Origin of the sequence: Faecalibacterium duncaniae (assembly GCF_010509575.1) — a bacterium.
GTDB classification, from domain to species: domain Bacteria; phylum Bacillota; class Clostridia; order Oscillospirales; family Ruminococcaceae; genus Faecalibacterium; species Faecalibacterium duncaniae.
This window is the reverse complement of record NZ_CP048437.1, coordinates 800,499-826,622: the sequence shown is the minus strand read 5'-3', so window position 1 is coordinate 826,622 and position 26,124 is coordinate 800,499. Positions and strand designations below refer to the sequence as shown.

The 26,124-nt window shown below is 59.6% G+C and carries 25 protein-coding genes and 2 riboswitches; of the genes, 3 read left to right on the top strand and 22 right to left on the bottom strand.

Features of this window, described 5'->3' with window-relative positions:
- Positions 1–67: 67 nt before the first annotated feature.
- Positions 68–168, top strand: a riboswitch (PreQ1-III riboswitch).
- Between the two features lie 7 nt (positions 169–175).
- Complete coding sequence (locus GXM22_RS03895; RefSeq protein ID WP_035394114.1) at positions 176–703, top strand: QueT transporter family protein; 528 nt, start codon at positions 176–178, stop codon at positions 701–703.
- 122 nt (positions 704–825) lie between these two features.
- Here the strand turns inward: GXM22_RS03895 and GXM22_RS03890 are convergent, their stop codons facing one another.
- The 7 genes from GXM22_RS03890 to GXM22_RS03860 all read right to left on the bottom strand — a co-directional run bounded on the left by GXM22_RS03890 (position 826) and on the right by GXM22_RS03860 (position 10,359).
- The gene (locus GXM22_RS03890) at positions 826–2,046 is read right to left on the bottom strand and encodes a M20 metallopeptidase family protein (RefSeq protein ID WP_035394253.1); all 1,221 of its coding nucleotides are present in this window, start codon (positions 2,044–2,046) and stop codon (positions 826–828) included.
- A 28-nt stretch (positions 2,047–2,074) separates the two neighbouring features.
- Positions 2,075–2,413, bottom strand: a complete 339-nt coding sequence (locus GXM22_RS03885) for a type II toxin-antitoxin system HicB family antitoxin (RefSeq protein WP_035394111.1) — start codon at positions 2,411–2,413, stop codon at positions 2,075–2,077.
- Between the two features lie 133 nt (positions 2,414–2,546).
- Positions 2,547–5,387: a preprotein translocase subunit SecA gene (secA, locus tag GXM22_RS03880; RefSeq protein WP_005932916.1), complete on the bottom strand. Its 2,841-nt coding sequence runs from the start codon at positions 5,385–5,387 to the stop codon at positions 2,547–2,549.
- A 201-nt stretch (positions 5,388–5,588) separates the two neighbouring features.
- Complete coding sequence (locus tag GXM22_RS03875; protein ID WP_005932915.1) at positions 5,589–6,488, bottom strand: CinA family protein; 900 nt, start codon at positions 6,486–6,488, stop codon at positions 5,589–5,591.
- Positions 6,489–6,507: 19 nt separating this feature from the next.
- Complete coding sequence (locus tag GXM22_RS03870) at positions 6,508–7,827, bottom strand: competence/damage-inducible protein A (RefSeq protein WP_005932914.1); 1,320 nt, start codon at positions 7,825–7,827, stop codon at positions 6,508–6,510.
- 5 nt (positions 7,828–7,832) lie between these two features.
- Positions 7,833–9,032 carry a tRNA uracil 4-sulfurtransferase ThiI gene (thiI, locus tag GXM22_RS03865; RefSeq protein ID WP_005932913.1) on the bottom strand — a complete coding sequence of 400 codons (1,200 nt, stop codon included), beginning with the start codon at positions 9,030–9,032 and terminating at the stop codon, positions 7,833–7,835.
- A 175-nt stretch (positions 9,033–9,207) separates the two neighbouring features.
- Complete coding sequence (locus GXM22_RS03860; RefSeq protein WP_035394251.1) at positions 9,208–10,359, bottom strand: cysteine desulfurase family protein; 1,152 nt, start codon at positions 10,357–10,359, stop codon at positions 9,208–9,210.
- 182 nt (positions 10,360–10,541) lie between these two features.
- Here GXM22_RS03860 and GXM22_RS03855 point away from each other — a divergent pair, with 182 nt between their 5' ends.
- Positions 10,542–11,444 (top strand): GDSL-type esterase/lipase family protein, encoded by a 903-nt coding sequence (locus GXM22_RS03855; protein ID WP_005932911.1) that lies wholly within the window; start codon positions 10,542–10,544, stop codon positions 11,442–11,444.
- Between the two features lie 479 nt (positions 11,445–11,923).
- On the opposite strand, the gene GXM22_RS03850 is transcribed toward GXM22_RS03855, so the two are convergent.
- Both GXM22_RS03850 and GXM22_RS03845 read right to left on the bottom strand, forming a co-directional pair.
- Positions 11,924–12,508 carry a hypothetical protein gene (locus GXM22_RS03850; RefSeq protein WP_035394109.1) on the bottom strand — a complete coding sequence of 195 codons (585 nt, stop codon included), beginning with the start codon at positions 12,506–12,508 and terminating at the stop codon, positions 11,924–11,926.
- 90 nt (positions 12,509–12,598) lie between these two features.
- Positions 12,599–14,260, bottom strand: a complete 1,662-nt coding sequence (locus GXM22_RS03845; protein WP_173016444.1) for a formate--tetrahydrofolate ligase — start codon at positions 14,258–14,260, stop codon at positions 12,599–12,601.
- 51 nt (positions 14,261–14,311) lie between these two features.
- Positions 14,312–14,399: riboswitch (ZMP/ZTP riboswitch) on the bottom strand.
- Between the two features lie 150 nt (positions 14,400–14,549).
- On the opposite strand from GXM22_RS03845, the gene GXM22_RS03840 reads away from it, so the two are divergent.
- The gene (locus GXM22_RS03840) at positions 14,550–14,837 is read left to right on the top strand and encodes a hypothetical protein (protein WP_005932907.1); all 288 of its coding nucleotides are present in this window, start codon (positions 14,550–14,552) and stop codon (positions 14,835–14,837) included.
- Positions 14,838–14,891: 54 nt separating this feature from the next.
- Here the strand turns inward: GXM22_RS03840 and GXM22_RS03835 are convergent, their stop codons facing one another.
- The 13 genes from GXM22_RS03835 to ftsY form a co-directional block, all read right to left on the bottom strand.
- A complete protein-coding gene (locus GXM22_RS03835; protein ID WP_005932905.1) occupies positions 14,892–15,464 on the bottom strand; it encodes a CD1247 N-terminal domain-containing protein in 573 nt (190 codons plus the stop codon).
- A 68-nt stretch (positions 15,465–15,532) separates the two neighbouring features.
- Positions 15,533–16,090 (bottom strand): elongation factor P, encoded by a 558-nt coding sequence (gene efp, locus GXM22_RS03830; RefSeq protein ID WP_005932902.1) that lies wholly within the window; start codon positions 16,088–16,090, stop codon positions 15,533–15,535.
- A gap of 121 nt (positions 16,091–16,211) precedes the next feature.
- Positions 16,212–17,066, bottom strand: coding sequence for a TIM barrel protein (locus GXM22_RS03825; RefSeq protein ID WP_099357236.1), 855 nt, complete (start codon positions 17,064–17,066; stop codon positions 16,212–16,214).
- Positions 17,063–17,566, bottom strand: a complete 504-nt coding sequence (locus GXM22_RS03820; RefSeq protein ID WP_035394104.1) for a YqeG family HAD IIIA-type phosphatase — start codon at positions 17,564–17,566, stop codon at positions 17,063–17,065. The genes GXM22_RS03825 and GXM22_RS03820 overlap by 4 nt, the downstream gene beginning before the upstream one ends.
- 224 nt (positions 17,567–17,790) lie before the next feature.
- Complete coding sequence (gene rpsU, locus GXM22_RS03815; RefSeq protein WP_005928271.1) at positions 17,791–17,967, bottom strand: 30S ribosomal protein S21; 177 nt, start codon at positions 17,965–17,967, stop codon at positions 17,791–17,793.
- A gap of 247 nt (positions 17,968–18,214) precedes the next feature.
- Entirely contained in the window at positions 18,215–20,761 is a 2,547-nt protein-coding gene (gene leuS, locus GXM22_RS03810; protein WP_005932892.1) for a leucine--tRNA ligase, read from the bottom strand.
- A 51-nt stretch (positions 20,762–20,812) separates the two neighbouring features.
- Entirely contained in the window at positions 20,813–21,193 is a 381-nt protein-coding gene (gene rsfS / locus GXM22_RS03805) for a ribosome silencing factor (RefSeq protein WP_005932891.1), read from the bottom strand.
- A gap of 21 nt (positions 21,194–21,214) precedes the next feature.
- Positions 21,215–22,645, bottom strand: a complete 1,431-nt coding sequence (locus tag GXM22_RS03800) for an LCP family protein (protein WP_242962832.1) — start codon at positions 22,643–22,645, stop codon at positions 21,215–21,217.
- A gap of 126 nt (positions 22,646–22,771) precedes the next feature.
- Positions 22,772–23,359, bottom strand: a complete 588-nt coding sequence (gene yqeK, locus GXM22_RS03795) for a bis(5'-nucleosyl)-tetraphosphatase (symmetrical) YqeK (protein WP_005932887.1) — start codon at positions 23,357–23,359, stop codon at positions 22,772–22,774.
- Entirely contained in the window at positions 23,313–23,999 is a 687-nt protein-coding gene (gene nadD, locus GXM22_RS03790) for a nicotinate (nicotinamide) nucleotide adenylyltransferase (RefSeq protein ID WP_005932886.1), read from the bottom strand. The genes yqeK and nadD overlap by 47 nt, the downstream gene beginning before the upstream one ends.
- The gene (locus tag GXM22_RS03785; protein WP_005932885.1) at positions 23,996–24,292 is read right to left on the bottom strand and encodes a YhbY family RNA-binding protein; all 297 of its coding nucleotides are present in this window, start codon (positions 24,290–24,292) and stop codon (positions 23,996–23,998) included. The genes nadD and GXM22_RS03785 overlap by 4 nt, the downstream gene beginning before the upstream one ends.
- A gap of 14 nt (positions 24,293–24,306) precedes the next feature.
- Positions 24,307–24,939, bottom strand: coding sequence for an RdgB/HAM1 family non-canonical purine NTP pyrophosphatase (gene rdgB / locus GXM22_RS03780; protein ID WP_005932884.1), 633 nt, complete (start codon positions 24,937–24,939; stop codon positions 24,307–24,309).
- A gap of 143 nt (positions 24,940–25,082) precedes the next feature.
- On the bottom strand, positions 25,083–26,021 hold the full coding sequence (gene ftsY / locus GXM22_RS03775) for a signal recognition particle-docking protein FtsY (RefSeq protein WP_005932883.1): 939 nt from the start codon (positions 26,019–26,021) through the stop codon (positions 25,083–25,085).
- Positions 26,022–26,124: the final 103 nt, after the last annotated feature.

The window sequence follows — 26,124 nt, the reverse complement described above, 5'->3', positions numbered from 1 at the left end:
GCCGTTGCATTTTGCGGCAATTTATGCTATACTCCCTTTTGCTGTGCTTTTGCGCGGCAACCTGAAAGAGCAACTTAGGATTTTAGGCTCCCCGGCGTGTCTCGAACCATGCCGGGCCAAACCCATAGGGCTGGCGGTCCCTGTGCGGTCAAAATTCATCCGCCGGAGTATTGTTATGAATCAGAATTTTACTGTCCGCAAACTGGCCCGCTGCGCTGTGGTCGCAGCTCTCTATGTGGTGCTCTGCATGGCGCTGCAGCCGTTCTCCTACGGTGCGGTGCAGGTGCGTGTTGCCGAGGCCCTCTGCCTGCTGCCCGTGTTCGGTGCCGAGTACATCGTTGGCGTGGTGCTGGGCTGCTTCCTGGCAAACCTGCTGGGCTCCACCATTGTAGATGTTATCTTTGGCACCCTGGCCACCCTGCTGGCCTGTGTTGTGACTTACAAACTGCGGAACGTCCGCTTCAAGGGTCTGGCCATCGTGCCTTCCCTGCCGCCCGTGCTCTTCAATGCGGTCATCATCGGCATTGAGATCGCCGTCATGTTCCCCGATCCCTCTTCCTCCGCTCCGCTGTGGCTGGCCTGCATCACCAACGGCATCTCCGTCGGCATCGGTGAGCTCATCAGCTGCACCGTGCTGGGCGTGCTGCTGGTGAAGATCGTGGAGACCAACACCTCCCTGCGCAAAGTGTTCCTGGAAGCCTGATCGAGCAGGCAGACAAGACAGATTCATAAGGCAAAGGCTTTTCCGTTGCTCGGCCTTTTTGCCCATAATATAGAAAGACCTCCTCTGGCCGTTTTCCAGAGGAGGTCTTTGTTTTTATCCGATCACTTGTGCTCCTGCAGCCAGCGCAGGGCCATATAGGCGTAGGCCGCGCTGCCCTCAAAGAGGACGCTGTCATCAAACTTCACCTTGGGGTGATGCTGGCCGTAGGTGTAGCCCTCGTTGGCGTTGCCCGCCGTCAGGAACATGCTCACGGTGGGCACCTCATGGCTGACGAACGCGAAATCCTCGCTGCCGCCGCCGGGCTTGCCGCCGGTCATCGGGGTCATATCCATTGCACCCTTGCCCAGCAGCTCACCCATATAGGTCAGGGCGTTGCCGGCAAGCTCCTTGTCCACCACCATGCAGGGACAGTAATCACTGAAGGTGATCTCGGCGGTGCAGCGGTAAGCCGTAGCCACCCCCTGCACGATCTCGGTCATCCGCTTGTGCAGCAGCTCCGTCACTGCGCCCTCGGGGTCGGTGGTGCGGATGGTGCCCCACATCTCCGCGCTGTCCGGGATGACATTGGAGGCCGCGCCTGCCTGGAAGCGGCCGGTGGTGAACACGCCAAAGCTGTGGGCATCCAGCTCCCGGCTGTTGATCTCCTGCAGGGCAATGTGGATGTGTGCCGCCGCCGTGATGGGGTCGATGCACTTTTCCGGCATGGAACCGTGGCCGCCCTTGCCGTGGACGATGATGTGATACTGCTCACAGCTTGCCATGGTGATGCCGCCGCAGGCAGGCACCAGCACCACACCGGCGGGAATGGGCATTCCGCCCAGCACATGGAACATGACTGCCGCATCCACGCTGGGGTTTTCCAGCAGGCCGTTGGCGATCATATCGGGCGAGCCCTGGAAGATCTCCTCGGCGGGCTGGAACTCCAGCTTGACGGTGCCCTCGATCTCGTCCTCGTGCTCCTTGAGCAGCTGGGCAGCACCCAGCATCATTGCCGTGTGCATATCGTGGCCGCAGCCGTGCATCTTGCCCGGCACCTCGGAAGCGTAATCCACGCCGGATTCCTCCTGAATGGGCAGGGCATCCATATCGCCCCGCAGCAGGATGGTCTTGCCGGGCTTTTTGCCGCCTGCCAGCGCAATGACACCGGCCTTGCCGCAGTCCTTGGGCTCGTAGCCCATCTCGGTCAGGGCCTTTTTCACCAGTGCCTTGGTCTGGGTCAGATCAAAGCCCACCTCCGGGTGACGGTGCAGGGTGCGCCGCCACTCCACCAGCTGGGGTTCCAGCGCCTGGGCACAGCCCAGCAGTTCTTTTGCAGTCAACATATCAGTCAGCTCCCGTTCTGTTTGATTTTCAGCCTGCATGGACAGCCTGTTCAATGGAATTTTCCACCAGACTGTTCAGACTCATATTGTGGGCCATTGCAAAAATGACCGCCTGCTTGTGCAATTCCGGGGAAATGCGGACATTGAAGCTCCCCTTATAGGCACATTCCGGTTCTGTGTGGTTTTCCTCGCACAATGCCAGATAATCATCCACTGCACCGTGGAAATCATTTACCAGCTCTGTAGCGGTGCTGCCCTCGTAAGAGATCAGAGCCCGGATCCCCATGACCTTGCCATAAAACAGGCCATCTTCCTCCGAGAACTCCACACTGCCAACATAGCCCTTGTACTCCATCGTGTTATTCACAGAAGTCCCTCCTGTTCCAGAATTTGAATCAATTGCTTGACCTGATATTCCAGCAGTTCTTTTCGGGGATGGGGTTTATGCATCAAGATCGGTGGACACTGTTCCGATACGAACACAATTTTTAGTTACCAACTCAGTTTTCCCCGCCGTTGCTTCCTTCAGGGTGATACTGGGCGCAGGTGCACTTTTTCCACTTGAGACCGCTGCCGCAGGGACAGGGGTCATTGCGGCCGATCTTGATGACCCGGACAGGTTGGCCCTTGGGGGCACCCTTGACACCGGGCGCGCCGTTGCCGGGCACAAAGCCCTCGCCGGTGGGCTTGGCCACCTGCTCCCGTTTGGGGGCTGCACCGGCCTGCCGCACCTCGATGGTCAGCAGCATCTTGATGCTGGACTCCCGGATGGAATCCACCATCTGGTCGAACATATCAAAGCCCTCGATGCGGTACTCCACCACGGGATCCTTCTGGCCGTAACCACGGAGGGCAATGCCCTGCCGCAGCTGGTCCATGTTGTCGATGTGATCCATCCACATCCGGTCCACGCACTTGAGCAGGCAGATGCGCTCCAGCTCACGCATGACCGGTGCGCCGTACCGCACCTCCTTGGCCTGCAGGATCTGCATTCCGCGGTCGTAGAGCAGATCGGCGATGCCCTTCTGGGAGAGGCTGTCGTAATCGGCCACAGTGTAGTGGAAGTCGGCATCGGTGGTCAGCCAGCCCTGATAGTGGCGGCGCAGGGCACCAAAGTCCCACTCGTCCTTCACATCTCCGGCCAGGAACTGCTTGCAGCTGGAATCAATGTTCTCCCGCAGCATGTTGTGCATCTCGGTGCTGATATCCTCACCGTCCAGCACCTTGCGGCGCTGGCCATAGATGATCTCGCGCTGCTGGTTCATCACGTCGTCGTACTTCAGCACGTTCTTACGGATCTCAAAGTTGCGGCCCTCCAGCTTTTTCTGGGCGCTCTCCAGCGTACTGGTAATCATCCGGTTCTCAATGGGGGTATCCTCGTCCAGCTTGAGGGTATCCATCAGGCTGGAAACGCGGTCACCGCCGAACAGGCGCATCAGGTCATCCTCCAGGCTCAGGTAGAAGCGGGACGCGCCGGGGTCGCCCTGACGGCCTGCACGGCCGCGCAGCTGGTTATCAATGCGGCGGCTCTCGTGCCGCTCCGTACCGATGATGAACAGACCACCGGCCTTGCGCACTTCCTCTGCCTCGGCGCTGATGGCCGGCTTGTACTGGGCATACAGCTCCTCAAACCGTTTCCGCACCGCCAGGATCTTTTCATCGTTGGTGTCGCCGTGACCGTCGGCCTCAGTCAGCAGGAGCTCCACCGCATTCGGGTCGGCATCCTGCGGCTTTTCGGGGTCGAGCAGGTTCTCACAGAAGTGTTCCCTGCGCATCTGGGCCTTGGCCATGAACTCGGCGTTGCCGCCCAGCATGATATCAGTGCCACGGCCTGCCATGTTGGTGGCAATGGTAATGGCACCCTTTTTGCCGGCCTGCGCCACGATCTCAGCCTCGCGCTCGTGGTTCTTGGCGTTCAGGACATTGAAATCGCGGGTGTACTTCTGCAGCATTTTGGCCAGCGTCTCGCTCTTTTCCACGCTGACGGTACCCACCAGAACCGGCTGGCCGTTCTTGTGGCATTCCAGCACCTGCTCAATGACAGCCTTGTACTTGCCGTTGACAGTCTTGTAGACCGCGTCCGGGTAATCCTTGCGGATGTTGGGGCGGTTGGTGGGCACAGTGACGATGTTCAGGCCGTAGATCTCGGTGAACTCGGTGGCTTCCGTCTTGGCGGTACCGGTCATACCGGACAGCTTCTTGTACATGCGGAAGTAGTTCTGGAAGGTGATGGTCGCCAGCGTCTTGCTCTCGGCGGCGATCTTCACACCCTCCTTGGCCTCAATGGCCTGATGCAGGCCCTCGTTGTAGCGGCGGCCGATCATCAGGCGGCCGGTGAACTCGTCCACAATGATGACCTCGCCGTTCTTCACGACATAGTCGATATCCTTCTGCATCACGCCGTAAGCCTTGATGGCCTGATCGATGTGGTGGGCCAGGGTCATATTCTCAGCAGCAGCCAGGTTCTCGACCTTGAAGTATTCCTCGGCCTTCTGGATGCCCTTGGCGGTCAGGGTGCAGGTCTTGTGCTTTTCGTCCACGACATAATCGCCGTCGGTCTGCTCATCGGCCTCCACCTTATCTTCCAGCTCGACCACCACGCTTTTGTGCAGGGTGCGGACAAAGCGGTCCACCTGAGTGTACAGGCTGGAGGAATCCTCGCCCTTGCCGGAGATGATCAGAGGGGTGCGGGCCTCATCGATCAGGATGGAGTCCACCTCATCGACGATGGCAAAGGCGTGGCCGCGCTGCACCATGTTGTCCTTATAGGTCACCATGTTGTCGCGCAGGTAGTCAAAACCGTACTCATTGTTGGTGCCGTAAGTGATATCGGCGTTGTAGGCACGGCGGCGGGCATCGCCATCGATGCCCTGCACGATCAGGCCGACATTCAGGCCCAGCCAGCGGTAGAGCTTGCCCATCCACTCGCTGTCGCGCTTGGCCAGGTAATCGTTGACGGTGACGATGTGCACGCCCTCGCCGGTCAGGGCGTTCAGGTAGGCGGGCAGGGTGGCCACCAGGGTCTTGCCTTCACCGGTCTGCATCTCGGCAATGGAGCCGCGGTGCAGGGCAATGCCGCCCATGATCTGCACAGGGAAGTGCTTCATGCCCAGCACACGCCAGGCAGCTTCGCGGCAGACAGCAAAGGCATCGGGCAGGATATCATCCAGCGTCTCGCCGTTTGCCAGCCGCTCTTTCAGGGCCGGGGTCTGCGCCTGCAGCTCGGCATCGGACATCGGCTGATACTTTGTTTCCAGTGCCAGCACCTTTTTGGTAATGGGATTGATCTTTTTCAGCTCCCGGTCAGAGAAGCTGCCAAAGAGTTTTTCAGCAAGGGACATTGTTACACCTCATCTATCAAAAATCGGGGCGGCAGGCCGCCCAACAGCGGAAAAACCACATACTGTTTATATGATACACCAAAGCTGAAAACCCGTCAAACCCGATGGATAGATTTTATCCGTTTTTTGGGTGAACTTTCTGTTAATTTAGAAAAAAAGACCCTCTCCGGCATTGCGCAGCAATGACGGAGAGGGTCGGTCCTATACCAATGTCGCCCCCGGGCGGGGAACGTGCTCCGTCAGCAGAGCGCGCAGCTGTTCCGGCAGGGCGTAGAAATTGCCGTTGGTATATTTCCACGCCCCCACCGCGGCGAGAGCCGCCAGCAGAGCCAGCACCAGCAGCGTCATGCACACCCGGCGCAGGGGATGCCGCCTGGGCTGGGGGCTGGGCAGAACATCCTTCTTTGCAGCCCTGCGGGCAGGCAGGAAGCCTGTCCCCTCAGCCTGAGGCTTGTTTGCCGCCGTGCGCCGGATGATATCCAGCAGCCAGAGAGCGGGGTTCTCCCCCGCCGGGACGGTGCGCAGAAAGCAGCCCTTCCTGCAGCTGAGCACCAGCACACAGTCACTTTCCCGCTCGGCACAGGCGGCGGAGAGATCTGCCCCCACCACGCGGCGGGCAGCCTGAGCCCGGGCCAGCGCCTGCCGGAGCGGGTCGGTGCAGTCTTTGGGCAGGCGGGCACGGGCACGCTTTTCGATCAGCGGGCCGGTCTTGGGGTTGGCATAGCTCACCGCGCCAAAATCAAAGACCTTCTCGGCCCCGGGCAGGTTCTCGAGCCGGGCTTCCAGCAGGGCACCGGCGGCAGCATCCGCACAGATGAGCAGCTTATCGTGCCGTTCCAGCGCCTCCACCACGGCGGCAGGCAGAGTGGTCTCTCCTGCCCCGTACAGGTCTGCCGAAAACGCCTGCCGCAGGGCCTGCGCGGCCTTTTTCAGCCCGGAAGGGCTCTGCGCCTGCAGGGCCACCAGCGTTTCCGCGCCCCGGCTCTTCCACCGGGCTGCGGCCCGCCACTGGGGCGGAAAGTTTTCCACCGTTTTGCCCACCGCTGTGGACTGCGCACCGAACAACCGCAGCACACACCCGGTCTCCTGTTGCTGTGTCAACCTGCATTCCCCCTGCCTTTTAGTGGCCCAGGAACACCTCGTTCAGCTTGTCCAGCGCTTCGGCGCTGTGCTGTGCGTCCCGGGCAAGGGGCTCTGTGCCTGCAGGAACTTTTCCCTGTGCCAGCCGCAGGGCCAGCTCCAGGGCGGCCTGCGCGGCACGGGCACGCACCAATGCACGGTCGGGCCGGGAGACGGACAGCTTTTTTACATACACCGTCTCGCCCCGGGCCGCGCCCAGATACACCGTGCCCACCGGGCGGAGGGCATCTCCACCGGTCGGCCCGGCCACGCCGGTCACGCTGATGCCAATCTCAGCACCGGCGGCCTGCGCGGCCCCCAGCGCCATCTGGGCGGCCACGGGGGCCGACACCACATTGTACTTTGCAATGACATCCGGTTCCACGCCCACCAGCCTGGCCTTGGCAGCCTCCCAATAGGTCACAAAGCCGTAGCCGAACACTTCACTGGAGCCCGGCACCGAGGTGATACGCTGTGCGATCAGCCCGCCGGTGCAGCTCTCGGCGGTGGAGAGGGTGAGCCCCTTTTCCTTTAAGGTGCGCACCAGTGTCTCCTCCAGCCCGGCCACATCCTCATCATACACCGCATCGCCCAGCAGATCATAGAACTTTTTGGCATATTCCCGGCACATTTTTTCGCCTTCCGCATCGGAAGCAGCCCGGGCGGTGATGCGGATCTCGCACTCACCGGTCTTACAGTAGATTGCAGCAGTCGGGTTGGCGTTTTCCAGCAGATCACGCACCTGATATTCCAGGCTGCTCTCGCCGCCCAGCACCCGCAGGGTGACAGAGTGCAGGGTGCAGTTCTGACGCTTCATCAGCAGGGGGCGGACGCTCTCGTTCCACATGGCCTTCATCTCACTGGGCACGCCCGGCATCAGGACAGCACAGCGGCCCTCCTGCTCAAACCATGCACCGGGGGCGGTGCCGTGGTGGTTGATGATCTTACGCCCCTTTACGGGCACCATGGCCTGCTTGCGGTTGTTGGGCGTGGTCACCCGGCCAGAGCGGGCAAAATAACCGGTGATCTTCTCCCACTCGCTCTCGTCAAAGACCAGCGTATCGCCATAGCAGGCGGCAACGGTCTCCTTGGTCAGGTCATCTGCCGTGGGGCCCAGACCGCCGGTGAATACCAGCAGGTCACAGCGGTTCTTTGCCTCGTTGACAAAGTCCGCCAGCCGCCCCTGATTGTCGCCGATGGTGCTCTCCCGCTGGACCGTAATGCCCAGCTCAGCAAGCTCCCGGCTCAGGTACTGGGCATTGGTGTTGAGGATGTTGCCGAGCAGCAGCTCGGTGCCCACACTGATGATCTCCGCTGTCATGCCGCTCACCCCTCAAACTCGATCTCGTCCGTAATGCGGATGCGGATCCGCTCGGTGTTCTCAGCAGCTTCGGCCTCCAGCTCTGCCAGACCGGGCATGGCGGCTTCGGCCTCCAGGATCTCTGCCAGCTCGGGGCGGATCTTCGGGTGCGGCGGGGTGAAGATGGTGCAGCAGTCCTCATAGGGCAGGATGCTGGTCTCGTAGGTGCCAATGTGGCGGGAAGTCTCGATGATCTCGGTCTTGTCCATGCCGATCAGCGGGCGCAGGATGGGCAGATCCTGGGCAGCATCGGTGCACTGCAGGGCCTTGACGGTCTGGCTTGCCACCTGAGCCAGACTCTCGCCAGTGATGAGGGCCTCGCAGCCCTGTCTGGTGGCAATACGATTGGCAATGCGCATCATGCTGCGGCGCATCAGCACCGTGAACAGCACATCGGGGGCATTGTCCCGGATATACTCCTGGGGCTTTGTGTAGGGCACCACAAACAGGTTGGAGCTGCCTGTATAGGGGGTGATCTTCTGGGCCAGAGCTTTAACTTTCAGTTTTGCACGTTCAGAAGTATACGGAGGGGACGCAAAATGGATGTGATCCAGGGCCAGACCGCGCTTTGCCATCCGGTAAGCGGCCACCGGGCTGTCGATGCCGCCGGAGAGCATATTCAGGGCACGGCCGGAGGTCCCCACGGGCAGGCCACCCTCTCCGGGTATTTTCGGGCCATGAATATACGCACCGTAATCGCGAATCTCCACAATGACCTTGAACTGGGGGTTCTTCACATCCACCCGCAGGTAGTTGTGCAGCCCCAGCAGGTAAGCGCCCAGCTCCCGCATCAGCTCAGGGCTGGTCATGGGGTAGGTCTTATCCGAACGGCGGGCCTCCACCTTGAAGGTCTTGATGCCGTGCAGGCTGTCTCCCAGATACTCCTCCGCAGTCCGGCAGATGGTATCAAAATCCTTTTCGCAGACCACGGCACGGCTCAGTGCCGCCAGACCAAACACGGTGCGCACCCGGTCAAAGGCCAGATCCATGTCCACGTCCTCTTCTTCGGGCTCCATATAAAAGGTAGACTGGGTGCAGTACACCTTGAACTTGCCCACGGTCTTGAGCCGGTAGCGCAGGATCTTCATCATGGCCGACTCAAACTGGTTGCGGTTCAGGCCCTTCAGGGACATCTCGCCCTGATAGCCCATAATAATTTCACGCATAGAGTTCTCCTTAATTATAGCTGGCTCACCCTCTCCGTCAGCGCTGACGCGCTGCCACCTCCCCCAAAGTGGGAGGCCTTGGCATTCCACGCAAAGTTTCCGGTTTTGTCAAGAGCTCCCCCTTTGGGGGAGCTGGACGCGGAGCGGCCTGAGAGGGTGAGGATGCTTTCCTTTTTTACTTTTTGATTCTCTGCAAATGCTTCATTCCGTCCTCGAAGGCGTTGAGGAATGCGTCCACATCCTCGGGGGTGTTGTCCGCACAGAAGGACACACGGATGGCCGTGTCGATGGCCAGCGGGTCCCTGCCCATGGCGGCAAGGGTGTGGCTGGGCTGCCCCCGGCCGCAGGCACTGGCCGAGGAGACATAGACCTGCTGCTGTGCCAGATGGGCCAGCATGGTCTCGCTCTTGATGCAGTTCTCGCTGAAGTTCAGCACCTCGGGCACCGCATTGTCCGGGCTGTTGATGACCACCTCCGGGAAGGCTTTCAGCCCTTCCCGCAGGCGCAGGTTCAGGGCGCGCACAGCAGCATCCCGGCTCTTCATGGTCTTGTTCAGGCGGGTGGCCGCGGCAGCAAGGCCCAGCGCATAGGGCAGGTTCTCGGTGCCGGGGCGCTTCTCCCGCTCCTGCTCGCCGCCCAGATAGGGAGCCTGGAACGCCTGATACAGGCTGTCGCTCAGGTAGAGCGCACCAATGCCCTTGGGCGCGTGGATCTTGTGTCCGCTGACAGCCAGCGTGTCGATGTTCGCCAGCTTGATGGGCACCCGCATCCAGGCCTGCACGGCATCCACATGGACGATGGTGCGGCTGTTGCGGCGCTTGACCTCGGCGGCCAGGCGCTCCACATCGTTCCGGGTGCCGACTTCGTTGTTGACCATCATGCAGGCCACAAGGATGGTGTTTTTGTCCACATGCTCCAGCATCCGGTCGATGTCCAGCGTACCGTCCGGGCCGGGGTCCACCACGGTCACATCATACCCCATGGCGGCCAGACGCTCCAGCGGCTTCTGCACGCTGGGGTGCTCAAAGCCGGACACCACGATGCCCTTGCCAAACCTGCGGGTCAGGGCCGCGCCCAGCAGGGCCATGTTGTTGCTCTCGCTGCCGCAGGAGGTAAAATAGAGCTCCCGGCTCTTGCAGCCCAGAGTACGGGCCACGGCGGCGCGGGCGGCGTTCAGTGCTTCCTCGCTCCGGGCACCGGGGGCATACAGACTGGACGGGTTGGCCCAGTGCTCCCGCATGGCCTTGTTGATGACATCCGCCACTTCCGGGGCCACGATGGTGGTTGCGGCGTTGTCCAGATAATGCAATTCAGGGTTTTGCAGCATAAATTTTGATTCCTGCTTTCTCAGTTACGCCAGCGGCACCCGCCGCCGACAGGATTTCATACTAAACCATGATGATTATACCACAAAGCATCTGCCGCCGTAAAGTAGCACGGCCCACTTGCACGGCCCCGCCGGGTGCTGTATAATGAGGGTAACGAACACAAAGAAAGCCGGGTGTTTTTATGGCCGATTATCAGGAATACCGCCGCCGCATCCTGCGCAAGCGCTGGCGCAGGACTTTTGCCGTTGCCGGGCTGCTGGTGCTGCTCATCCTGCTCAGCGCCGTAGGCCTGCTGTGGAAGCACCTCCATCGGGAGCAGAGCCCTGCCGCCGTGCAGGGCCCGACCATCTTCCAGCAGGAGCTGCAGAGCAGCGAGTGGAACACCATCAGCTACACGCCCGCGCGGCGGCTGACCGTGCAGACCACCTCTGCCGGGTCCACCGCCATGGATTTCCGGCTGGCCGCGCTGGACCGCACCACCGCCGTGGACCGCAGTTATTTTGCCAACGTCTGTTTTCTGGGCGACAGCCTGACGCAGGGGATGCAGATCTATTCCAGCGGCCTGCCGGAGGCCTCTTTCTGCGCCTACCGGGGCGCAAACCCCAGCGTTGTGGTCAATGGCACCACCTGCAAGCGCTCCGATGGCGGCACCGAGGTCCCCATGGAGGTGCTGACAGCCCGGCAGCCCCCGGTGCTGTATATCCTGCTGGGCACCAACGTGCTCAACCGGGACGGGGATTATTCCAGCTTTCTCACCTACTACCGGCTCATGCTGGATATGATCTCCCAGGCCCTGCCCAACACGCAGATCTACGTGCAGTCCATTACGCCTGTCCGGCCCGAGGTGCGCAGCAGCCATCCCGGCCTGTACAAAGAGCGGCTGTGCGAGATCAACAATGAGCTGGCTGCCATTGCGCTGGAAAAGAACTGCGCTTTTCTGAACCTGTGGGAAGCCCTTGCCGACGACAATGGTGACCTGAAAGCCGAATACGCCCAACCCGACGGCATCCACATCAAGCCCGAGGGCTACCCCGCCTGGGTGGAATATCTCGCCACCCACACCGTGGGCCAACAGACGGCTTAAGCTGAATATTCGTATAGAAAAACCGCCCTTCCGGTATCAAACCGGAAGGGCGGTTTTGTCATACAAACAGGAACGGGGAACGGCATCTAAACCGTTCCCCATCGATTGGTATTTGGCAGGCGTGGCGTTCTCCTGCATCTCTCAGAGCCTAAGCCCTTGTCGTTACCATCGGCGTGTGGCTGCCACGAAATTGACCACCTCAAATACCTTTCTTATCCTATGTTTAGGATACCACATTTATCCCTTTTTGTAAAGTATCTCACTCTGACGCAAAAGACGACGGAAGCGTTTCTGGCTGATGCTCCACATCGTGATAATAGAGTTTTTGTATTCTTCCGGATCACTGGAAACTTTCAGCCTCAGAATAATTTCTGCATAACATCTTATAGTTGATTTGTATATAGAAAAGGGAGAGTGGCCTAACACAGGGATTTCATAGAATGGTATTTTGATTTGCCAAACAATAAAACTAAATGTTTTCATTGTTTGACCCGGCCAAGGCAATCAAGTAAGATTTCCGTTATATCTTTTGTTGCTATCGCCGGTTTGTCACTCATAATTTCCCAAACAGGGTTATTGCTACATTCTCCAGAAAAATATTTTCGGGCGCATTCTACTACACCCTTTATATTTTTTGTGTTCAACATAACATCAAAAGCTTCATCGAAAAGAAGCATATCATATTTTGTAGGTTTCTCTTCTTCAAGGTCAACCTCAAAAAGTCGAATTTGCGTTCTCTCTTCTTCCGATTTCTGAGCCCAGCCAGCTTCATATAACACTTTATAATATTCAATATTGTCGAAATAGTAGCTGCAATTTAAACGGCTTGGAAGAAAAGAAAATTCGGTTTCTCTTACAAATTCAAAGATTCCTTCAACACACCATTTTACATATTCACGCCATTCATCACCTTGCAATTTCATCGACGCAATCGTTGTTTCGAGACACTGTTCAGATTGTTCTAATGTGCTGATAACCTCTCTACAACGAATTTCATTTCTCTTGTATCCAGCTTTTAATTTATCCCCAACTTGCAGTGTCTGACTCATGTGGTAAGCTTTCATCTTTTTCTCCACCGCTTCCGATTTGTTGAGCTAAAAAGTCCCATACCCAGCACCTTAACGGTGCGGACATGGGACTTCATATTTTTTCAATCAGAACAGCCCCGTGATCTTTCCCTCAGCATCCACGTCGATATTGACGGCGGCGGGCTTCTTGGGCAGGCCGGGCATGGTCATAATGTTGCCGCAGATGACCACCACGAAACCGGCACCGGCGGCAAGACGGACTTCCCGCACCTCCATGGTAAAGCCGGTGGGCGCACCCGTCAGCTTGGCGTTATCGCTGAAACTGTACTGGGTCTTGGCGATGCAGACCGGCAGGTCGCCGTAGCCCAGTTCGGTCAGCTCGGCCAGCGTCTTGGAAGCGGCGGCGCTGAAATTCACACCATCGGCACGGTAGATCTTTTTGGCGATGGCTTCCACCTTCTGCTTCAAGGGCATCTCCAGCGGGTAGACGTACTGGATGGGACGATCCTCCATGACCTCCAGCACCTTCTCGGCCAGAGCCTTGCCGCCCTCGCCGCCCTTGGCGAACACCTCGCTCAGGACGCAGGGCACGCCCTGCTCGGCACAGACCTGCTCAACGTATGCCTGCTCCTCCGGGGTGTCGGTGGGGAAGGCATTGATGGCCACCACCACAGGCAGGCCAAAGCCGTTCTTCAGGTTGTCGATGTGGCGCACAAGGTTGGAGGCACCAGCCTTGACAGCCTCGAGATTCGGCTGGTTCAGGTCAGCCTTGGCAACGCCGCCGTGGCTCTTGAGGGCACGGACAGTGGCCACCAGCACGCAGGCGCTGGGGGCGATGCCGGCATAGCGGCACTTGATATCCAGGAACTTCTCGGCACCCAGATCTGCACCGAAGCCTGCCTCCGTGATGACGTAATCGGCCAGTGAGAGGCTGAGCTTGGTGGCCATGACGCTGTTGCAGCCGTGGGCAATGTTGGCAAAGGGGCCGCCGTGGATGATGGCGGGGTTGTTTTCCAGCGTCTGAACGAGGTTCGGGTCAAGGGCATCCTTGAGCAGCGCGGTCATGGCACCGGCGGCACCGATGTCGCCAGCCGTGACGGGCTTGCCCTCGTAGGTGTAGGCGCAGACGATCTTCGACAGCCGCTCCTTCAGGTCGGAGATGCTGGTGGCCAGGCAGAAGATCGCCATGACCTCGCTGGCAACGGTGATATCAAAGCCGTCCTCACGGGGGGTACCGTTCACCTTGCCGCCCAGACCATCCACGATGAAGCGGAGCTGGCGGTCGTTCATATCCATGCAGCGCTTCCAGGTGATGCGGCGGGGATCGATGTTCAGGGGGTTGCCCTGCTGGATGCTGTTGTCGATCATGGCAGCCAGCAGGTTGTTTGCGGTGCCGATGGCATGCAGATCACCGGTAAAGTGGAGGTTGATATCCTCCATGGGCACCACCTGGGCATAGCCGCCGCCGGCCGCGCCGCCCTTGACACCGAACACAGGGCCAAGGCTGGGCTCACGCAGGCAGAGCATAGTCTTTTTGCCCAGAGCGTTCATGGCATCGGCCAGGCCCACGCTGGTGGTGGTTTTGCCCTCGCCTGCCGGGGTGGGGCTGATGGCCGTGACCAGGACCATCTTGCCCTGCTTGGATGCCTTGTGGATGAGGCGGTGGTTGATCTTGGCCTTGTAGCGGCCATAGGGGATCACATCCTCATCGGCAAGGCCCAGCGAGGCAGCGATCTCGGTGATGGGCTTCATTTTGGCTTCCTGTGCGATCTCGATATCAGACTTCATGCTCAAATCCTCCCTGAAATGCAAAAAGGACAGCTTTGCGCACCAATAGCGCAAGGCTGCCCAGACGGTCGGCGTAACAAAACCCGGTTCTGTCTGCACTGTGGTGCTCCACAACGTTCCGTCAGCAGGCAAACCCGTTCTTCTGGGTCAAAGATATCACATCTGCCCGTGGTTTGTCAAGCAGAAACTGTCCGCAAAGAAAAATCTGCCTGTACGGCCCCTGCGGCTTGCATCCATCCTGCCAGATGTGTTATACTAAAGTGTATCAAACGATAGGGAGGCTTTCACGATGCCATTTACACCGAAACTGACTTATAAAGGCAAGCCCCTCGTCCGTAAGGACAACGAGCTGTATTACGGCCGTATGACCGACCCCTATGTGCTGCGGATGCAGATCCTGAGCACCAAATCCGTGGGCGGCATGGATGTGGCCGATAAGGTACACATTCAGGTCTTTTCCACCAACGACAGCCTGGCCCCTGAGGCCCGCGTGTTCCGCCAGACCACCAAGAATGGCCTGTACAACGCACTGGACATTGGCAGCATCTGGCTGCAGAAGGCAAACGAGACCCGCTGAACGGCATAAAAAAGGACCGTCTCCCGCTGAGGAGACGGTCCTTTTTGTTGTGCTTTACTCTTCGGTCACTTCAAAGTCCAGGGGCTTGCCGCAGCCGGGGCACTTGGGTGCGCCATCCAGCAGGTCGTCCTCCTCAAACACAGTGGTCTGACCACAGGCGGGGCAGGTCACCTCGTACTGCACGGGGCCTTCCTCCTGCTCCTCGTCCTCATCCTCCAGCGCGACCTCAAAGGTCACGCCGCAGTGGGCGCAGTTTGCTTCGCCCGCGTCCAGGTCGTCCTCGCTGACGTAAACGGTCTCGCCGCAGTTGGGGCAGGCCACCTCATAGAACGGCTCACTGGCGATATCATCGTCATTGTCGTCCTCTTCGGTATCCTCTTCCTCTTCTTCGGGCTCCTCGTCATCCTCATCGTCCTCATAGAGGTCGGCTTCCAGATCCTCCAGCTCCTCGCTCAGGTCGTTGATCTGGTCGTAGGCGCGGGTCACATCTTCATCGATGCCGTCCACAGCCTCTGCCAGTTCGCCCAGCAGTTCGCTCATGGCCTTGATGACCTTGCCCTCTTTGGTGGTCTCGTCGATGCCCAGGCCCTCGATCAGGCCCCGCAGGTATGCAGCCTTTTCCTTCATAAGAATGACCTCCTATCTTAATCAAAAAACCGGGCACACGGTTGCCCGCTGCCCGGTCTGTCGGTAAATTAGACGCGCTCCATATACTCGCCGGTGCGGGTATCGATGCGGATGTGGTCGCCCTCGTTGATGAACAGAGGAACGCGGATCTCAGCACCGGTCTCGACAGTAGCGGGCTTCAGGGTGTTGGTGGCGGTGTTGCCCTTGACACCCGGCTCGGTCTGGGTGACTTCCAGCTCGATGAAGTTGGGGATCTCGACGCTGAAGACCTTGCCCTTATAGCTCAGCAGCTTGCACGGCTCGTTCTCCTTGCAGAACTTGAAGTTATCGGGCACATCGGAAGCGTTGACGGGGATATCGTCGTAGGTCTCGTTGTCCATGAAGTGGTACAGATCGCCATCCTCATAGCTGTAAGTCACGTCCTTGCGCTCGATGAAAGCCTGAGGGAACTTTGCGGTCGGGTTGTAGCTGGTCTCAACCACAGAGCCGGTGATCACGTTCTTGGTCTTGGTGCGGACAAAGGCAGCGCCCTTGCCGGGCTTCACGTGCTGGAACTCAACGACCTGAAGAACCTGGCCGTCCTGCTCAAAGGTCACGCCGTTGCGAAACTCGCCTGCAGAAATCATAGGAATTCCTCCATTAGTAAAATCTCATTGATGCTTAATGCATATCTCTATTTATTTTACTCAATCCTGCATGGTTTGGCAAGGGGTTTGAGCAAAAAAGACGATAAAATCAGAAAAAAGTTCATCCACAATACATTCTCTGCATCGTCTGTGCATCCTCTGCCTGCGTACCGGCGCTCTCACAGATGATGACTGGCGCAAGCCCGCGCTCGGCCAGCAGCTCCATCAGGGGCTGGGGTTCGGGGCCGAACTGGGTCTCGGCAAAGGTCCAGTGCCGCTTTTCACCGCCCTTGGAATACTCGATGCGGGAAAAATGGACATGGAACTGCCGGGCACGCGCATCCCCCAGCGCCTCCCCGATGCGGTCAAGGATAGCGGCATAATCCGCCTTGGACCGAATGCCGCCCAGCGTCCGGGCGTTGAGGTGGCCGAAGTCGATGCAGGGGGTGATGCGTCTGTCCACCCCGCAGAGAGCCAACACCTCTTCCAGCGTACCCAGCTGGCCGATCTTTCCCATCGTCTCAGGGCAGAGGGTGATCTCGGCAAAGCCCGCTTCATCCAGCGCGTCCTGCGCCCGTTTCAGGGTGTCCAGCGCTTTTTCCAGGGCAGCTTCCCGGCTCTGCCTGCCGCAGCTGCCGGAGTGGAAGATGACCCGCCTGCCGCCCAGCGCCCTGCAGAGCGCCGCGCTCTGGAGCAGATAGTTCACGCTGTTCAGCCGCTTTTCCTCGTCCAGGCTGGAGGCGCTGATATAGTAAGGCGCGTGGACGCTGAACAAAATCCCCCGGGCGGCGGCATCGTCAGCCATCTGCCGGGCCTTGTCCAGCCCCAGCCGGACTCCATGGCCGCACTGGTATTCAAAGGCATCCAGCCCCATTTTTTCGGTATAGGCCGGAATGTCCAGACTGTTCTTATACCCCATGGCCGTGAAGCTGTCGCTGGTGCCTGCGGTGCCGAACCGGATCTTCCACTCACTCACAGGGTCTTACCTCCCCGGTCGTAGTATTCCTGCCAGTGTTTTTTCTCCCACTTGCGCTTGAGCACCACCTGTGCCCCAAGATCCGGTCCGCGGGGGATGACCATCAGGCCCGGAATACCATAGAGCGCCGCCGCCATCCGGTCGGCATAGAGCTGGTCGCCCACCATGGCCATTTCCCTGCGCTTCACCTGCATCCGGCGGCGGGCCACCCCCAGCGCAAAGGGCAGGGGCTTGGCGCTGCGGTAGAGGTAGGCAAGGCCCAGCTTTTCCGCAAAGGGGCGCACCCGCTTTTCGGCACCGTTGGAAACGATGGTCAGCTTTACGCCCGCCCTGCGCATGGCTTCCAGCCACCCGGCCACTTCTTCCGGCAGCTCCTGACTGCGGTCGGCGGTCAGGGTGTTGTCGATATCCAGCACCAGCGCCCGGATGCCCTTTTGGGCCAGCCACTCCGGCGTGATGTGGGTCACATCCTTAAAAACATATTCGGGGGTAATGAGCATAGTTTTGACCTCATTGAGATTTTGGTAAGAGCGCAAGACCAGCATTTTTTCTCAGAAGGTAAACTCCACCGGTATGCCAAAGGCTCCCCTACTAGGGGAGCTGGCGAGCAGAGCGAGACTGAGAGGTTAAAATGAAAATAGGAGAGCCTGAGTTTCAGGCTCTCCTACATCGGCGTTAGCAACGCGTTTGAAATCTAAAGCAACGTGCGATTTCAAGCAGTTAATTACTTGAACTTGCGCTTGCGGGCTGCTTCGGACTTCTTCTTGCGCTTAACAGACGGCTTCTCGTAAGCCTCGCGCTTACGAACCTCTGCGAGCACACCGCTGCGAGCGGTGCTGCGCTTGAAGCGACGCAGTGCGCTTTCCAGCGACTCGCCCTCTTTAACACGAATTTCCGACATCTTATTCCCTCCCTTGGACCGTGAGGCAGGAATTTCGTTGTTACATGGTAACTAACAGTAGACAGTATAGCGCATTTTCATGCGTTCGTCAACCTTTTTTGAAAACTTTTTTGAGATTTTGTTTGCCTCTGTCGCAGGGCCCAGCTGGTTTACGCAACACAACACTTTGTGCGTCCAGCACAGCCCCACCGGCATGCCAAGGGCTCCCCTATTAGGGGAGCTGGCACGCGAAGCGTGACTGAGAGGTTTACTTCACGGCCAGGTTGACCAGACGGCCCTTGACGTAGATCTCCTTGACGACCTGCTTGCCCTCCAGAGCGGCGGCAACAGCGGGGTCAGCCTTGGCGGCGGCAATGGCGGCAGCAGCATCGATGTCGGCAGCCACCTTCAGGCGGGCCTTCACCTTGCCGTTCACCTGCACGGCGATCTCCACGGTGCTCTCCACGCACTTGGCCTCTTCGTACTGGGGCCAGGGGTAGTAGGCCAGCTGCTCATTGTGGCTGTGGCCCAGCTTCTCCCACAGCTCCTCGGTCATGTGGGGAGCAAACGGGTTCAGCAGCTGAACAACGGTCTCCAGCTCGGCCTTGGTCGCACCGCCGTTGTCGTACAGGGCGTTGACCAGCGTCATCAGCTGGGCGATGGCGGTGTTCATCTTCAGGCCCTCGATGTCAGCGCCCACCTTCTTGATGGTCTGGTGCATCAGGGTCTCAATGGCGGGGCGATAGCCCTCGCCCTCCACCAGCTTGTCGGACAGCGCCCACACGCGGTCGAGGAAGCGGTTGCAGCCGGCAATAGCAGAGGTCTGCCAGGGTGCGGCCTGCTCAAAGTCGCCCATGAACATCTCATACAGACGCATGGTGTCGGCACCGTACTGGTCCACCACCTCATCGGGGTTGATGACGTTGCCCAGGCTCTTGGACATCTTGACGATGGGATGGCGTGCCATCTCGCCGTACTTCTCTTCCAGTGCCTTTTCGGCGGCCTTCTGGCTGCCATACTCCTTCAGCAGCTTCTCCTGCTCGTCAGCGGGCAGGTTGACAAAGCTGTGGGGGTTCAGGCCCAGGATCATGCCGTGGGCGGTGCGCTTCTGGTAAGGCTCGGCAGTGGGCACCACGCCGATATCGTACAGGAACTTGTGCCAGAAACGGCTGTACAGCAGATGCAGGGTGGTGTGCTCCATGCCGCCGTTGTACCAGTCCACGGGAGACCAGTACTCCAGCGCCTCCTTGGAGGCCAGAGCGTCCTTGCAGTGGGGGTCCATGTAGCGCAGGAAGTACCAGGAGGAACCGGCCCACTGGGGCATGGTGTCGGTCTCGCGGGTGGCGGGGCCGCCGCAGCAGGGGCAGGTGGTCTTGACCCAGTCGGTGTGGCGGGCCAGCGGGGACTCACCATCGGGGCCCGGCTCAAAGTCGGTGATGTCGGGCAGGGTCAGGGGCAGGCTGCTCTCGGGCAGGGGCTGCCAGCCGCACTTTTCACACTTGACCATGGGGATCGGCTCGCCCCAGTAGCGCTGACGGCTGAACACCCAGTCGCGCAGCTTATAGTTCACCTTGTCGCAGCCCTTGCCGTTGGCTTCCAGCCACTCGATCATCTTTTTCTTGGCATCGGTCACAGACAGGCCGTCCAGGAAGCCGGAGTTGACCAGCGTACCGGTGGCAACATCGGTAAAGGCAGCCTCGTCCAGATTGGACTCGGTATTGCCCTTGACCACCTCGATGATGGGCAGGCCGAACTTCTTGGCGAACTCCCAGTCGCGGGTATCGTGGGCGGGCACAGCCATGATGGCACCGGTGCCGTAGGTGGACAGGACATAATCAGAGATAAAGATAGGGATCTGCTTGTCGTTGACGGGGTTGATGCCCATCACGCCCTCCAGCTTCACGCCGGTCTTTTCCTTGTTCAGCTCACTGCGCTCGAAATCGCTCTTGCGGGCAGCCTCTGCCTGATAGGCCGTAACGGCATCCGCATTCTTGAGCAGGCCCTTTTCCAGCCACTCCTTGACCATGGCGTGCTCCGGGGAGACGACCATGTAGGTAGCGCCGAACAGGGTATCGCAGCGGGTGGTGTAAACCGTCAGGGTATCGCCTGCGGTGGTACCGAAGTTCACCTCTGCACCATGGCTGCGGCCGATCCAGTTCTTCTGCTGGGTGGCAACGCGCTCGATGTAATCCAGACCATCCAGGCCGTCGATCAGCTTGTCGGCGTAAGCGGTGATTTTGAGCATCCACTGGCTCTTGACCTTATGCACGACCTCGCTGCCGCAGCGCTCGCACACGCCGTTGACAACTTCCTCGTTTGCCAGCACGCACTTGCAGCCGGTGCACCAGTTGACGTTCATTTCCTTCTTGTAGGCCAGGCCGTGCTTGTACAGCTGCAGGAAGATCCACTGGGTCCACTTGTAGTACTCGGGGTCGGTGGTGTTGATCTCGCGATCCCAGTCAAAGGAGAAGCCCAGCGCCTTGAGCTGCTCACGGAAGTGATCCACATTCTTTTTGGTGACGATGGCCGGGTGGATGTGGTTCTTCATGGCAAAGTTCTCGGTGGGCAGACCGAAGGCATCCCAGCCCATGGGGTACAGCACGTTGTAGCCGTTCTGGCGGCGCTTGCGGCTGACCACATCCAGGGCAGTATAGCTGCGGGGGTGGCCCACATGCAGGCCCGCACCCGAGGGATACGGGAACTCCACCAGCGCATAGAACTTGGGCTTTTTGTGGTCGATCTCGACATGGAAGGTCTTTTCGTCCTCCCACACCTTCTGCCACTTGGCCTCAACGGCCTTGTAATCATACTTCATAGCTTTCAATCACTCCTCATATTCGGCAGCCGCCCTTGCAGGCAGGGAAGCTTACAGACTGTTTTCCGGGGTCAGATATTCCGAGATATCCATGGGCTCACCATCGGCCCACAGATGTTCCAGATCATAGTAGGTGCGGGTGTTGGGCACAAAGACGTGCACGATGACGCTGGAATAATCCAGCAGCACCCAGTTCTTGGAGTCGAAGCCCTCGGTGGTGTAGGGCTCGATGCCCTTCTGAGAAAGCTCGTACTCCACCTCGTCGGCCAGAGCACCCACCTGGGTGGTGGAGGTGCCGGAAGCAATGACGAAGTAATCGGTCAGAACGGTCAGGCTCTCCACTTTGAGCACGCGGACATCCACGGCCTTTTTCTTATCCAGGATCTTTGCGATCTCAATGGCAAGGGTCTTGCTGTCGATCTTGTTTTCCATAAAAGTCTCCTCTCTGGTTTGTTACTGTCCCGCGGCCTGGCCGTCGGTGGTGGTCGCACCTGCCACGTCGGTATCGCCGCTCAGGATGGCATCATCGGACTCCTTGTCCAGCTGTCCCACGAACTGGACATTGGCGCTGGTGGAAGCGGTGCCGTGGGGCCAGTTGTTGGTCACAAGGTTCATTTCCTCGGCGCTCACGGGGCCGGTGTAATTGCGGAAATAGGTGTTCAGCAGCTCTGCAATGGAACCGGCATCCGGCACCACGCAGGAGTAGCCGTCAAAGCTGCTGGTCTTGCCCACATTGGGCACGCCCATGAACACAGGGGTCTGGGCCAGCATGATGTTCCCACTGTCGATGCGGGTAAAGGACACCAGCATCTTGGCAATGGTGGTCAGATCCATATCCGTGTGGATATAGTTGTTGAAGATCAGGGGCAGCTGCGCAATGACATCGGTCACGCCCATGCTGCGTACCCGCTTGAACAGGCCGGCATAGAAGTAGCGCTGCATGTTCAGGCGGTCGATATCCGAGTTGGCGTAGCCCTCGCCGTGGCGGCAGCGGACAAAGAACTCTGCCGATGCGCCGTCCAGGTTGCGGTAGCCCTGCTTCAGGACACTGCCCGCAAAGGACATATCGTGGGGGATATACACCTCGATGCCGCCGAAGTTGTCCACCATTTCCACCAGTGCCTGCATATCAATGGTCACATAGTAGTCGATGGGCAGCTTGTACTGATCATAGATGACCTCCGCCAGCGCGGCAATGTCGCCGCCGTTGGAGAGGGCCACCGAGTTGATCTGATAGTTGGTAGCCGCGTAGGTCTTGCCGTTGGAAAGGGTGATCTTGCGGTTCTGGGTCGCAACAAGACTGTTGCGGGGGATCTGCAGCATCCGCAGGGCACCGCCCTTGATATCGAACTGGCAGTACAGGATCATATCCGTCATGCCGTCGTTGCTACCGTCCGAGGAATAGGCGCGGCCCTCCTCATAGTCGATGCCGCAGACAAGGATGTTCACCACATCGCCCTTATACTCCTCCAGCGTCTGGATCTCCTCCACCAGCGAGGTCGCGTTCTCCTCGGGCTTCAGATTATCCTCCACCTTGTTCACCATGTTCACGGCGTAGACCACCACGCCCGAGATCACGGCCAGCACCGCCAGCGTCACAGCCATCGGCAGCCACACGGGGGTCTTTTTCTTCTTTTTGCGGCGGCGGTGGGCATCAGCGGGGGCCGCGTGCCGGGGCGGCTGACTGCCGCCGTTGCCGCCGCGTCCGCCGCCCGCGCTCTGGCGGGGCGGTTCCGGCCGCTGGGGTGCGGGCTGTTCGTTCTGGAAGAAATCCGGCTGCCCGGACAGCGACACCTGATGCAGGGCTGAGGCCTCCGTGGGGCGCTGCTCCGTGGGACGGTTCAGCGAGCGGTCTGTATTGATATGACGCGGACCTTGACTCATTCGTTCGGTTCCTCCAGCTTTTTTATTCCGACAGAGACTGTCGTCATGTTCCATAGTATAACATTCTTACCCACAATCTGCAATCGGTATTCTTTTCCGGAGCAGGGTGTGTGCAGAAAAACAGGCTCACCCGGCCTTTGCAGCCCGGGCATCCACCTCTGCTTTGATCTCATCGTAGGCCGCCTTGGACATGGGGTCCAGGGGCTTCCCCTGCGAGAGCACAAAGTCATTCGTCTGCCTGAGGGCTGCCAGCATGGCCAGATCCAGATCCTTCAGCTCCAGCTTGCGCAGCTTGTTCACCCCGGGCCAGTCCCGCTCCTTGCTGGACATATCCGCCAGATAGACGATCTTATCCAGCCTGCTCATGCCGGGCTTGCCCGCGGTGTGGCAGGCAATGGCCGAAAGCACAGCCTCATCCTCCACGCCCCACTCGGTGCGGGCCAGGATGGCGGCGCAGATGCCGTGCCACACCGGGGTGGGGCGCTCTTCCCCGCCCTCGGCCAGTTCCGGGTGGGCCCGCATGATGGCGCGCATCTCGTCCTTGCTGATCTCCTTGGCCGAGTCGTGCAGCAGGGCGGCCAGCGCGGCCTTGTCCTCATCCACGCCATACCGCTTTGCCAGCTTGACGGCCATTTTTCTCACGTTCAGGGTATGCTCGTAACGCTTGTCACTCAACCGGCCGCGCACAAGCTCCTTTGCCTGTTTCAGATTCATGGTTTCCGCTTTCCCCTCTGTCTGCCCGGTAAAGCCCCTCCCGCCGGATGACCCGGCGCACGAGGGCGGGCAGTTCATTTTCACACGCTTCCCCTGCTGCAAGGCGGGCACGCAGGTTGCTGCTGGCCATGGGCAGAGCCTCGACCTGTGCAAACAGGATGCGGGCCCCGGTGGGGTCCATCTGCTTTGCCTTGGCGTGAAGCTCCGGCGCGTCGCCGACATTCCGGCTCGTGACCACCAGCCGGGCCAGCCGCAGGATCTCCTGCCAGCGGTGCCAGCTGTCAAAGCTCAGCAGCATATCGCTGCCCATGGCCATGTACAGCTCGGCCTCCGGGTAAGTCCGGGCCAGCATTTCCAGCGTGAGCACCGTATAGTTGCGCCTGCCCAGCGCGGCCTGCTCCACCTCCCAGCCGCTGACACACAGCGCCGGGACAGCCCCCTCCGCTTCCAGTGCACGGAAGCACGCGCACATCTCCACCCGGGCGCTGCCGGGGGCGGCGGTGGACTGCTTGAAGGGGGAAAGCCCCGCAGGCATCACCACCACCCTGTCCGGGCGCACCCGGGCAGCGGCGGCGCGCAGATTGTTCAGGTGGCCGTTGTGGGGCGGGTCAAAGGTGCCGCCGTACAGCAGGAGCCTCATTTCAGCAGGTCAGCGTAGGCGCTGTCCTTCTTCTTCTGCAGATAGAGCACGAATTTGGAGCCGATGACCTGCACGCAGTCGGCACCGGTGGCCTCTGCCAGCTTGACAGAAGCCTCACGGGCGTTGTACATGCTGCTCTCCAGCACCTTGAGCTTGATCAGCTCCCGGGCATCCAGGCAGTCCTTCACGCCCTGGATCATGGTCTCGTCGATCTCACCCTTGCCCACGATGAAAACGGGGTCCATGGTGTTTGCCTTGCCGCGCAGAATGGCGCGCTGTTTGCTCGTCAACATAGTTTTTTCTCCTTTTATTTCAGAAATTCAGGTAATTCTTTTTCCAGCTTTGCCAGCGCCACACCGCGGTGGCTGATGGCATCCTTTTCGTCCGGGGTAAGCTGGGCATAGCTGCGTCCCTCGGTATTGGGGCGCTTTTCCGCCTTGCCCACGCCGCATTCATCGGGGATGAACAGCGGATCGTAGCCAAAACCGTAATCGCCTGCCAGGCGCGCAAAGGCCACCTTGCCCGGGCACTCGCCCCGGCAGGTCAGGTGCCGGCCGGTGGGCAGGATAAAGCAGACAGCGGCCACAAATTTTGCACCGCGCTGTTCCGCCGGGACATCCTGCATATTCTCCAGCAGCTTGTCGTTGTTGGCCTCATCGTCGCCGTGGCGGCCGCAGTAGCGGGCGCTGTACACGCCGGGGGCACCCTCCAGCGCATCCACACAGAGGCCCGAGTCATCGGCGATGGTAGGCAGGCCGCTGGCTTTGCAGATGGTCTCGGCCTTGATGAGGGCGTTTTCCTCAAAGGTGGTGCCGGTCTCATCGGGTTCAATGGTGATGCCCAGCTCCTTCTGGCTGACCACCTCGTGGCCCTGCGCTTCCAGAATGCGCCGCAGCTCACGGAGCTTCCCGGCGTTGCCGGTCGCTGCACAAATTTTCATGTGGCATTTCTCCTTTTATGTTAGCTCTTACTTCCCTTGGCCGCAGGGCGAAGCTGTTTCCCCAAAACACAGAACCCCCACCGGCCTGCCAAAGGCTCCCCCTTCGGGGGAGCTGGCGAGCGGCAGCGAGACTGAGAGGGTTGTTAATGCTTCCACTGCCGGGGCAGCAGCTCTTCCACATAGCCCTCCGGGGTGAAGGGGATCAGGTCATCGATGCCCTCACCCACGCCGATGAACCGCACGGGCAGGCCCAGCCGCTGCTTGACCGCCACGACACAGCCGCCCTTGGCGGTGCCGTCCAGCTTGGTCAGGATGATGCCGGTGGCGTTTGCCGCCTTGCAGAACTCCCGGGCCTGGCTGATGGCGTTCTGGCCCGTGATGGCATCCAGCACCAGCAGGGTCTCCAGACTGGCCTCGGGGCTGGCCTTTTTGACACTGCGGCTGATCTTGGAAAGCTCTGCCATCAGGTTTGCCTTGTTGTGCAGGCGGCCTGCGGTATCCGCAATGACCAGATCATAGCCGCGTGCGGTGGCCGACTTGACCGTATCAAAAATGACAGCGGCGGGGTCTGCGCCCTCGCCCGCCTTGACAAGGGGCACACCCGCCCGGTCGGCCCAGATCTCCAGCTGCTCGCTGGCGGCGGCACGGAAGGTATCGCCTGCGGCCAGCATGACCTTTTTGCCCTGACGGGTATAGAAATCGGCCAGCTTGGCAATGCTGGTGGTCTTGCCCACGCCGTTCACGCCGATGATCAGAATGACGGCGGGCATGCCGCTCAGGTCCATCTCAGCTTCGGGGCGCATCTCATCGGCAATGAGGTCGCGCAGTTCATCGCTGGCCTGCTCACCGGTTTTCAGACCCTTCTCGTTCACCCGGTCCCGCAGCTTGTCCACCAGTTTGATGGCCACTTCACCGCCCACATCGGCCAGAATGAGCTGCTCTTCCAGCTCATCGTAAAGATCATCATCGATCTTGCTGCCGGTGAGGGTATTCATAATGTTGCCCCAGAAGCCCGTGCGGGTCTTTTCGAGGCCGTCTTTCATCTTATCTTTTTCTTTTTTGCCAAATCCAAAGAGGCCCATTGGTTCTCTCCTTTGTTTTGCTGTTTCTATCCGTGATGGCAAAACCCGCCATTTCACGATTTGCGCTCAGTGCTGCCCGGTATGCCAAGGGCTCCCCTACTAG

What these genes read in the sequence shown, in the direction of transcription:
- thiI (WP_005932913.1), bottom strand. Translation starts at nt 9,032, where the DNA reads ATGCGTGAAATTATTATGGGCTATCAGGGCGAGATGTCCCTGAAGGGC.
- GXM22_RS03785 (WP_005932885.1), bottom strand. Translation starts at nt 24,292, where the DNA reads ATGTTGACGAGCAAACAGCGCGCCATTCTGCGCGGCAAGGCAAACACC.
- nadD (WP_005932886.1), bottom strand. Translation starts at nt 23,999, where the DNA reads ATGAGGCTCCTGCTGTACGGCGGCACCTTTGACCCGCCCCACAACGGC.
- rpsU (WP_005928271.1), bottom strand. Translation starts at nt 17,967, where the DNA reads ATGTCGGAAATTCGTGTTAAAGAGGGCGAGTCGCTGGAAAGCGCACTG.
- rdgB (WP_005932884.1), bottom strand. Translation starts at nt 24,939, where the DNA reads ATGAAAATTTGTGCAGCGACCGGCAACGCCGGGAAGCTCCGTGAGCTG.
- leuS (WP_005932892.1), bottom strand. Translation starts at nt 20,761, where the DNA reads ATGAAGTATGATTACAAGGCCGTTGAGGCCAAGTGGCAGAAGGTGTGG.
- GXM22_RS03895 (WP_035394114.1), top strand. Translation starts at nt 176, where the DNA reads ATGAATCAGAATTTTACTGTCCGCAAACTGGCCCGCTGCGCTGTGGTC.
- GXM22_RS03800 (WP_242962832.1), bottom strand. Translation starts at nt 22,645, where the DNA reads ATGAGTCAAGGTCCGCGTCATATCAATACAGACCGCTCGCTGAACCGT.
- GXM22_RS03860 (WP_035394251.1), bottom strand. Translation starts at nt 10,359, where the DNA reads ATGCTGCAAAACCCTGAATTGCATTATCTGGACAACGCCGCAACCACC.
- efp (WP_005932902.1), bottom strand. Translation starts at nt 16,090, where the DNA reads ATGATTTCTGCAGGCGAGTTTCGCAACGGCGTGACCTTTGAGCAGGAC.
- secA (WP_005932916.1), bottom strand. Translation starts at nt 5,387, where the DNA reads ATGTCCCTTGCTGAAAAACTCTTTGGCAGCTTCTCTGACCGGGAGCTG.
- GXM22_RS03840 (WP_005932907.1), top strand. Translation starts at nt 14,550, where the DNA reads ATGCCATTTACACCGAAACTGACTTATAAAGGCAAGCCCCTCGTCCGT.
- GXM22_RS03835 (WP_005932905.1), bottom strand. Translation starts at nt 15,464, where the DNA reads ATGAAGGAAAAGGCTGCATACCTGCGGGGCCTGATCGAGGGCCTGGGC.
- GXM22_RS03870 (WP_005932914.1), bottom strand. Translation starts at nt 7,827, where the DNA reads ATGACAGCGGAGATCATCAGTGTGGGCACCGAGCTGCTGCTCGGCAAC.
- rsfS (WP_005932891.1), bottom strand. Translation starts at nt 21,193, where the DNA reads ATGGAAAACAAGATCGACAGCAAGACCCTTGCCATTGAGATCGCAAAG.
- yqeK (WP_005932887.1), bottom strand. Translation starts at nt 23,359, where the DNA reads ATGAATCTGAAACAGGCAAAGGAGCTTGTGCGCGGCCGGTTGAGTGAC.
- GXM22_RS03820 (WP_035394104.1), bottom strand. Translation starts at nt 17,566, where the DNA reads ATGCTCATTACCCCCGAATATGTTTTTAAGGATGTGACCCACATCACG.
- GXM22_RS03850 (WP_035394109.1), bottom strand. Translation starts at nt 12,508, where the DNA reads ATGAAAGCTTACCACATGAGTCAGACACTGCAAGTTGGGGATAAATTA.
- GXM22_RS03855 (WP_005932911.1), top strand. Translation starts at nt 10,542, where the DNA reads ATGGCCGATTATCAGGAATACCGCCGCCGCATCCTGCGCAAGCGCTGG.
- ftsY (WP_005932883.1), bottom strand. Translation starts at nt 26,021, where the DNA reads ATGGGCCTCTTTGGATTTGGCAAAAAAGAAAAAGATAAGATGAAAGAC.
- GXM22_RS03890 (WP_035394253.1), bottom strand. Translation starts at nt 2,046, where the DNA reads ATGTTGACTGCAAAAGAACTGCTGGGCTGTGCCCAGGCGCTGGAACCC.
- GXM22_RS03845 (WP_173016444.1), bottom strand. Translation starts at nt 14,260, where the DNA reads ATGAAGTCTGATATCGAGATCGCACAGGAAGCCAAAATGAAGCCCATC.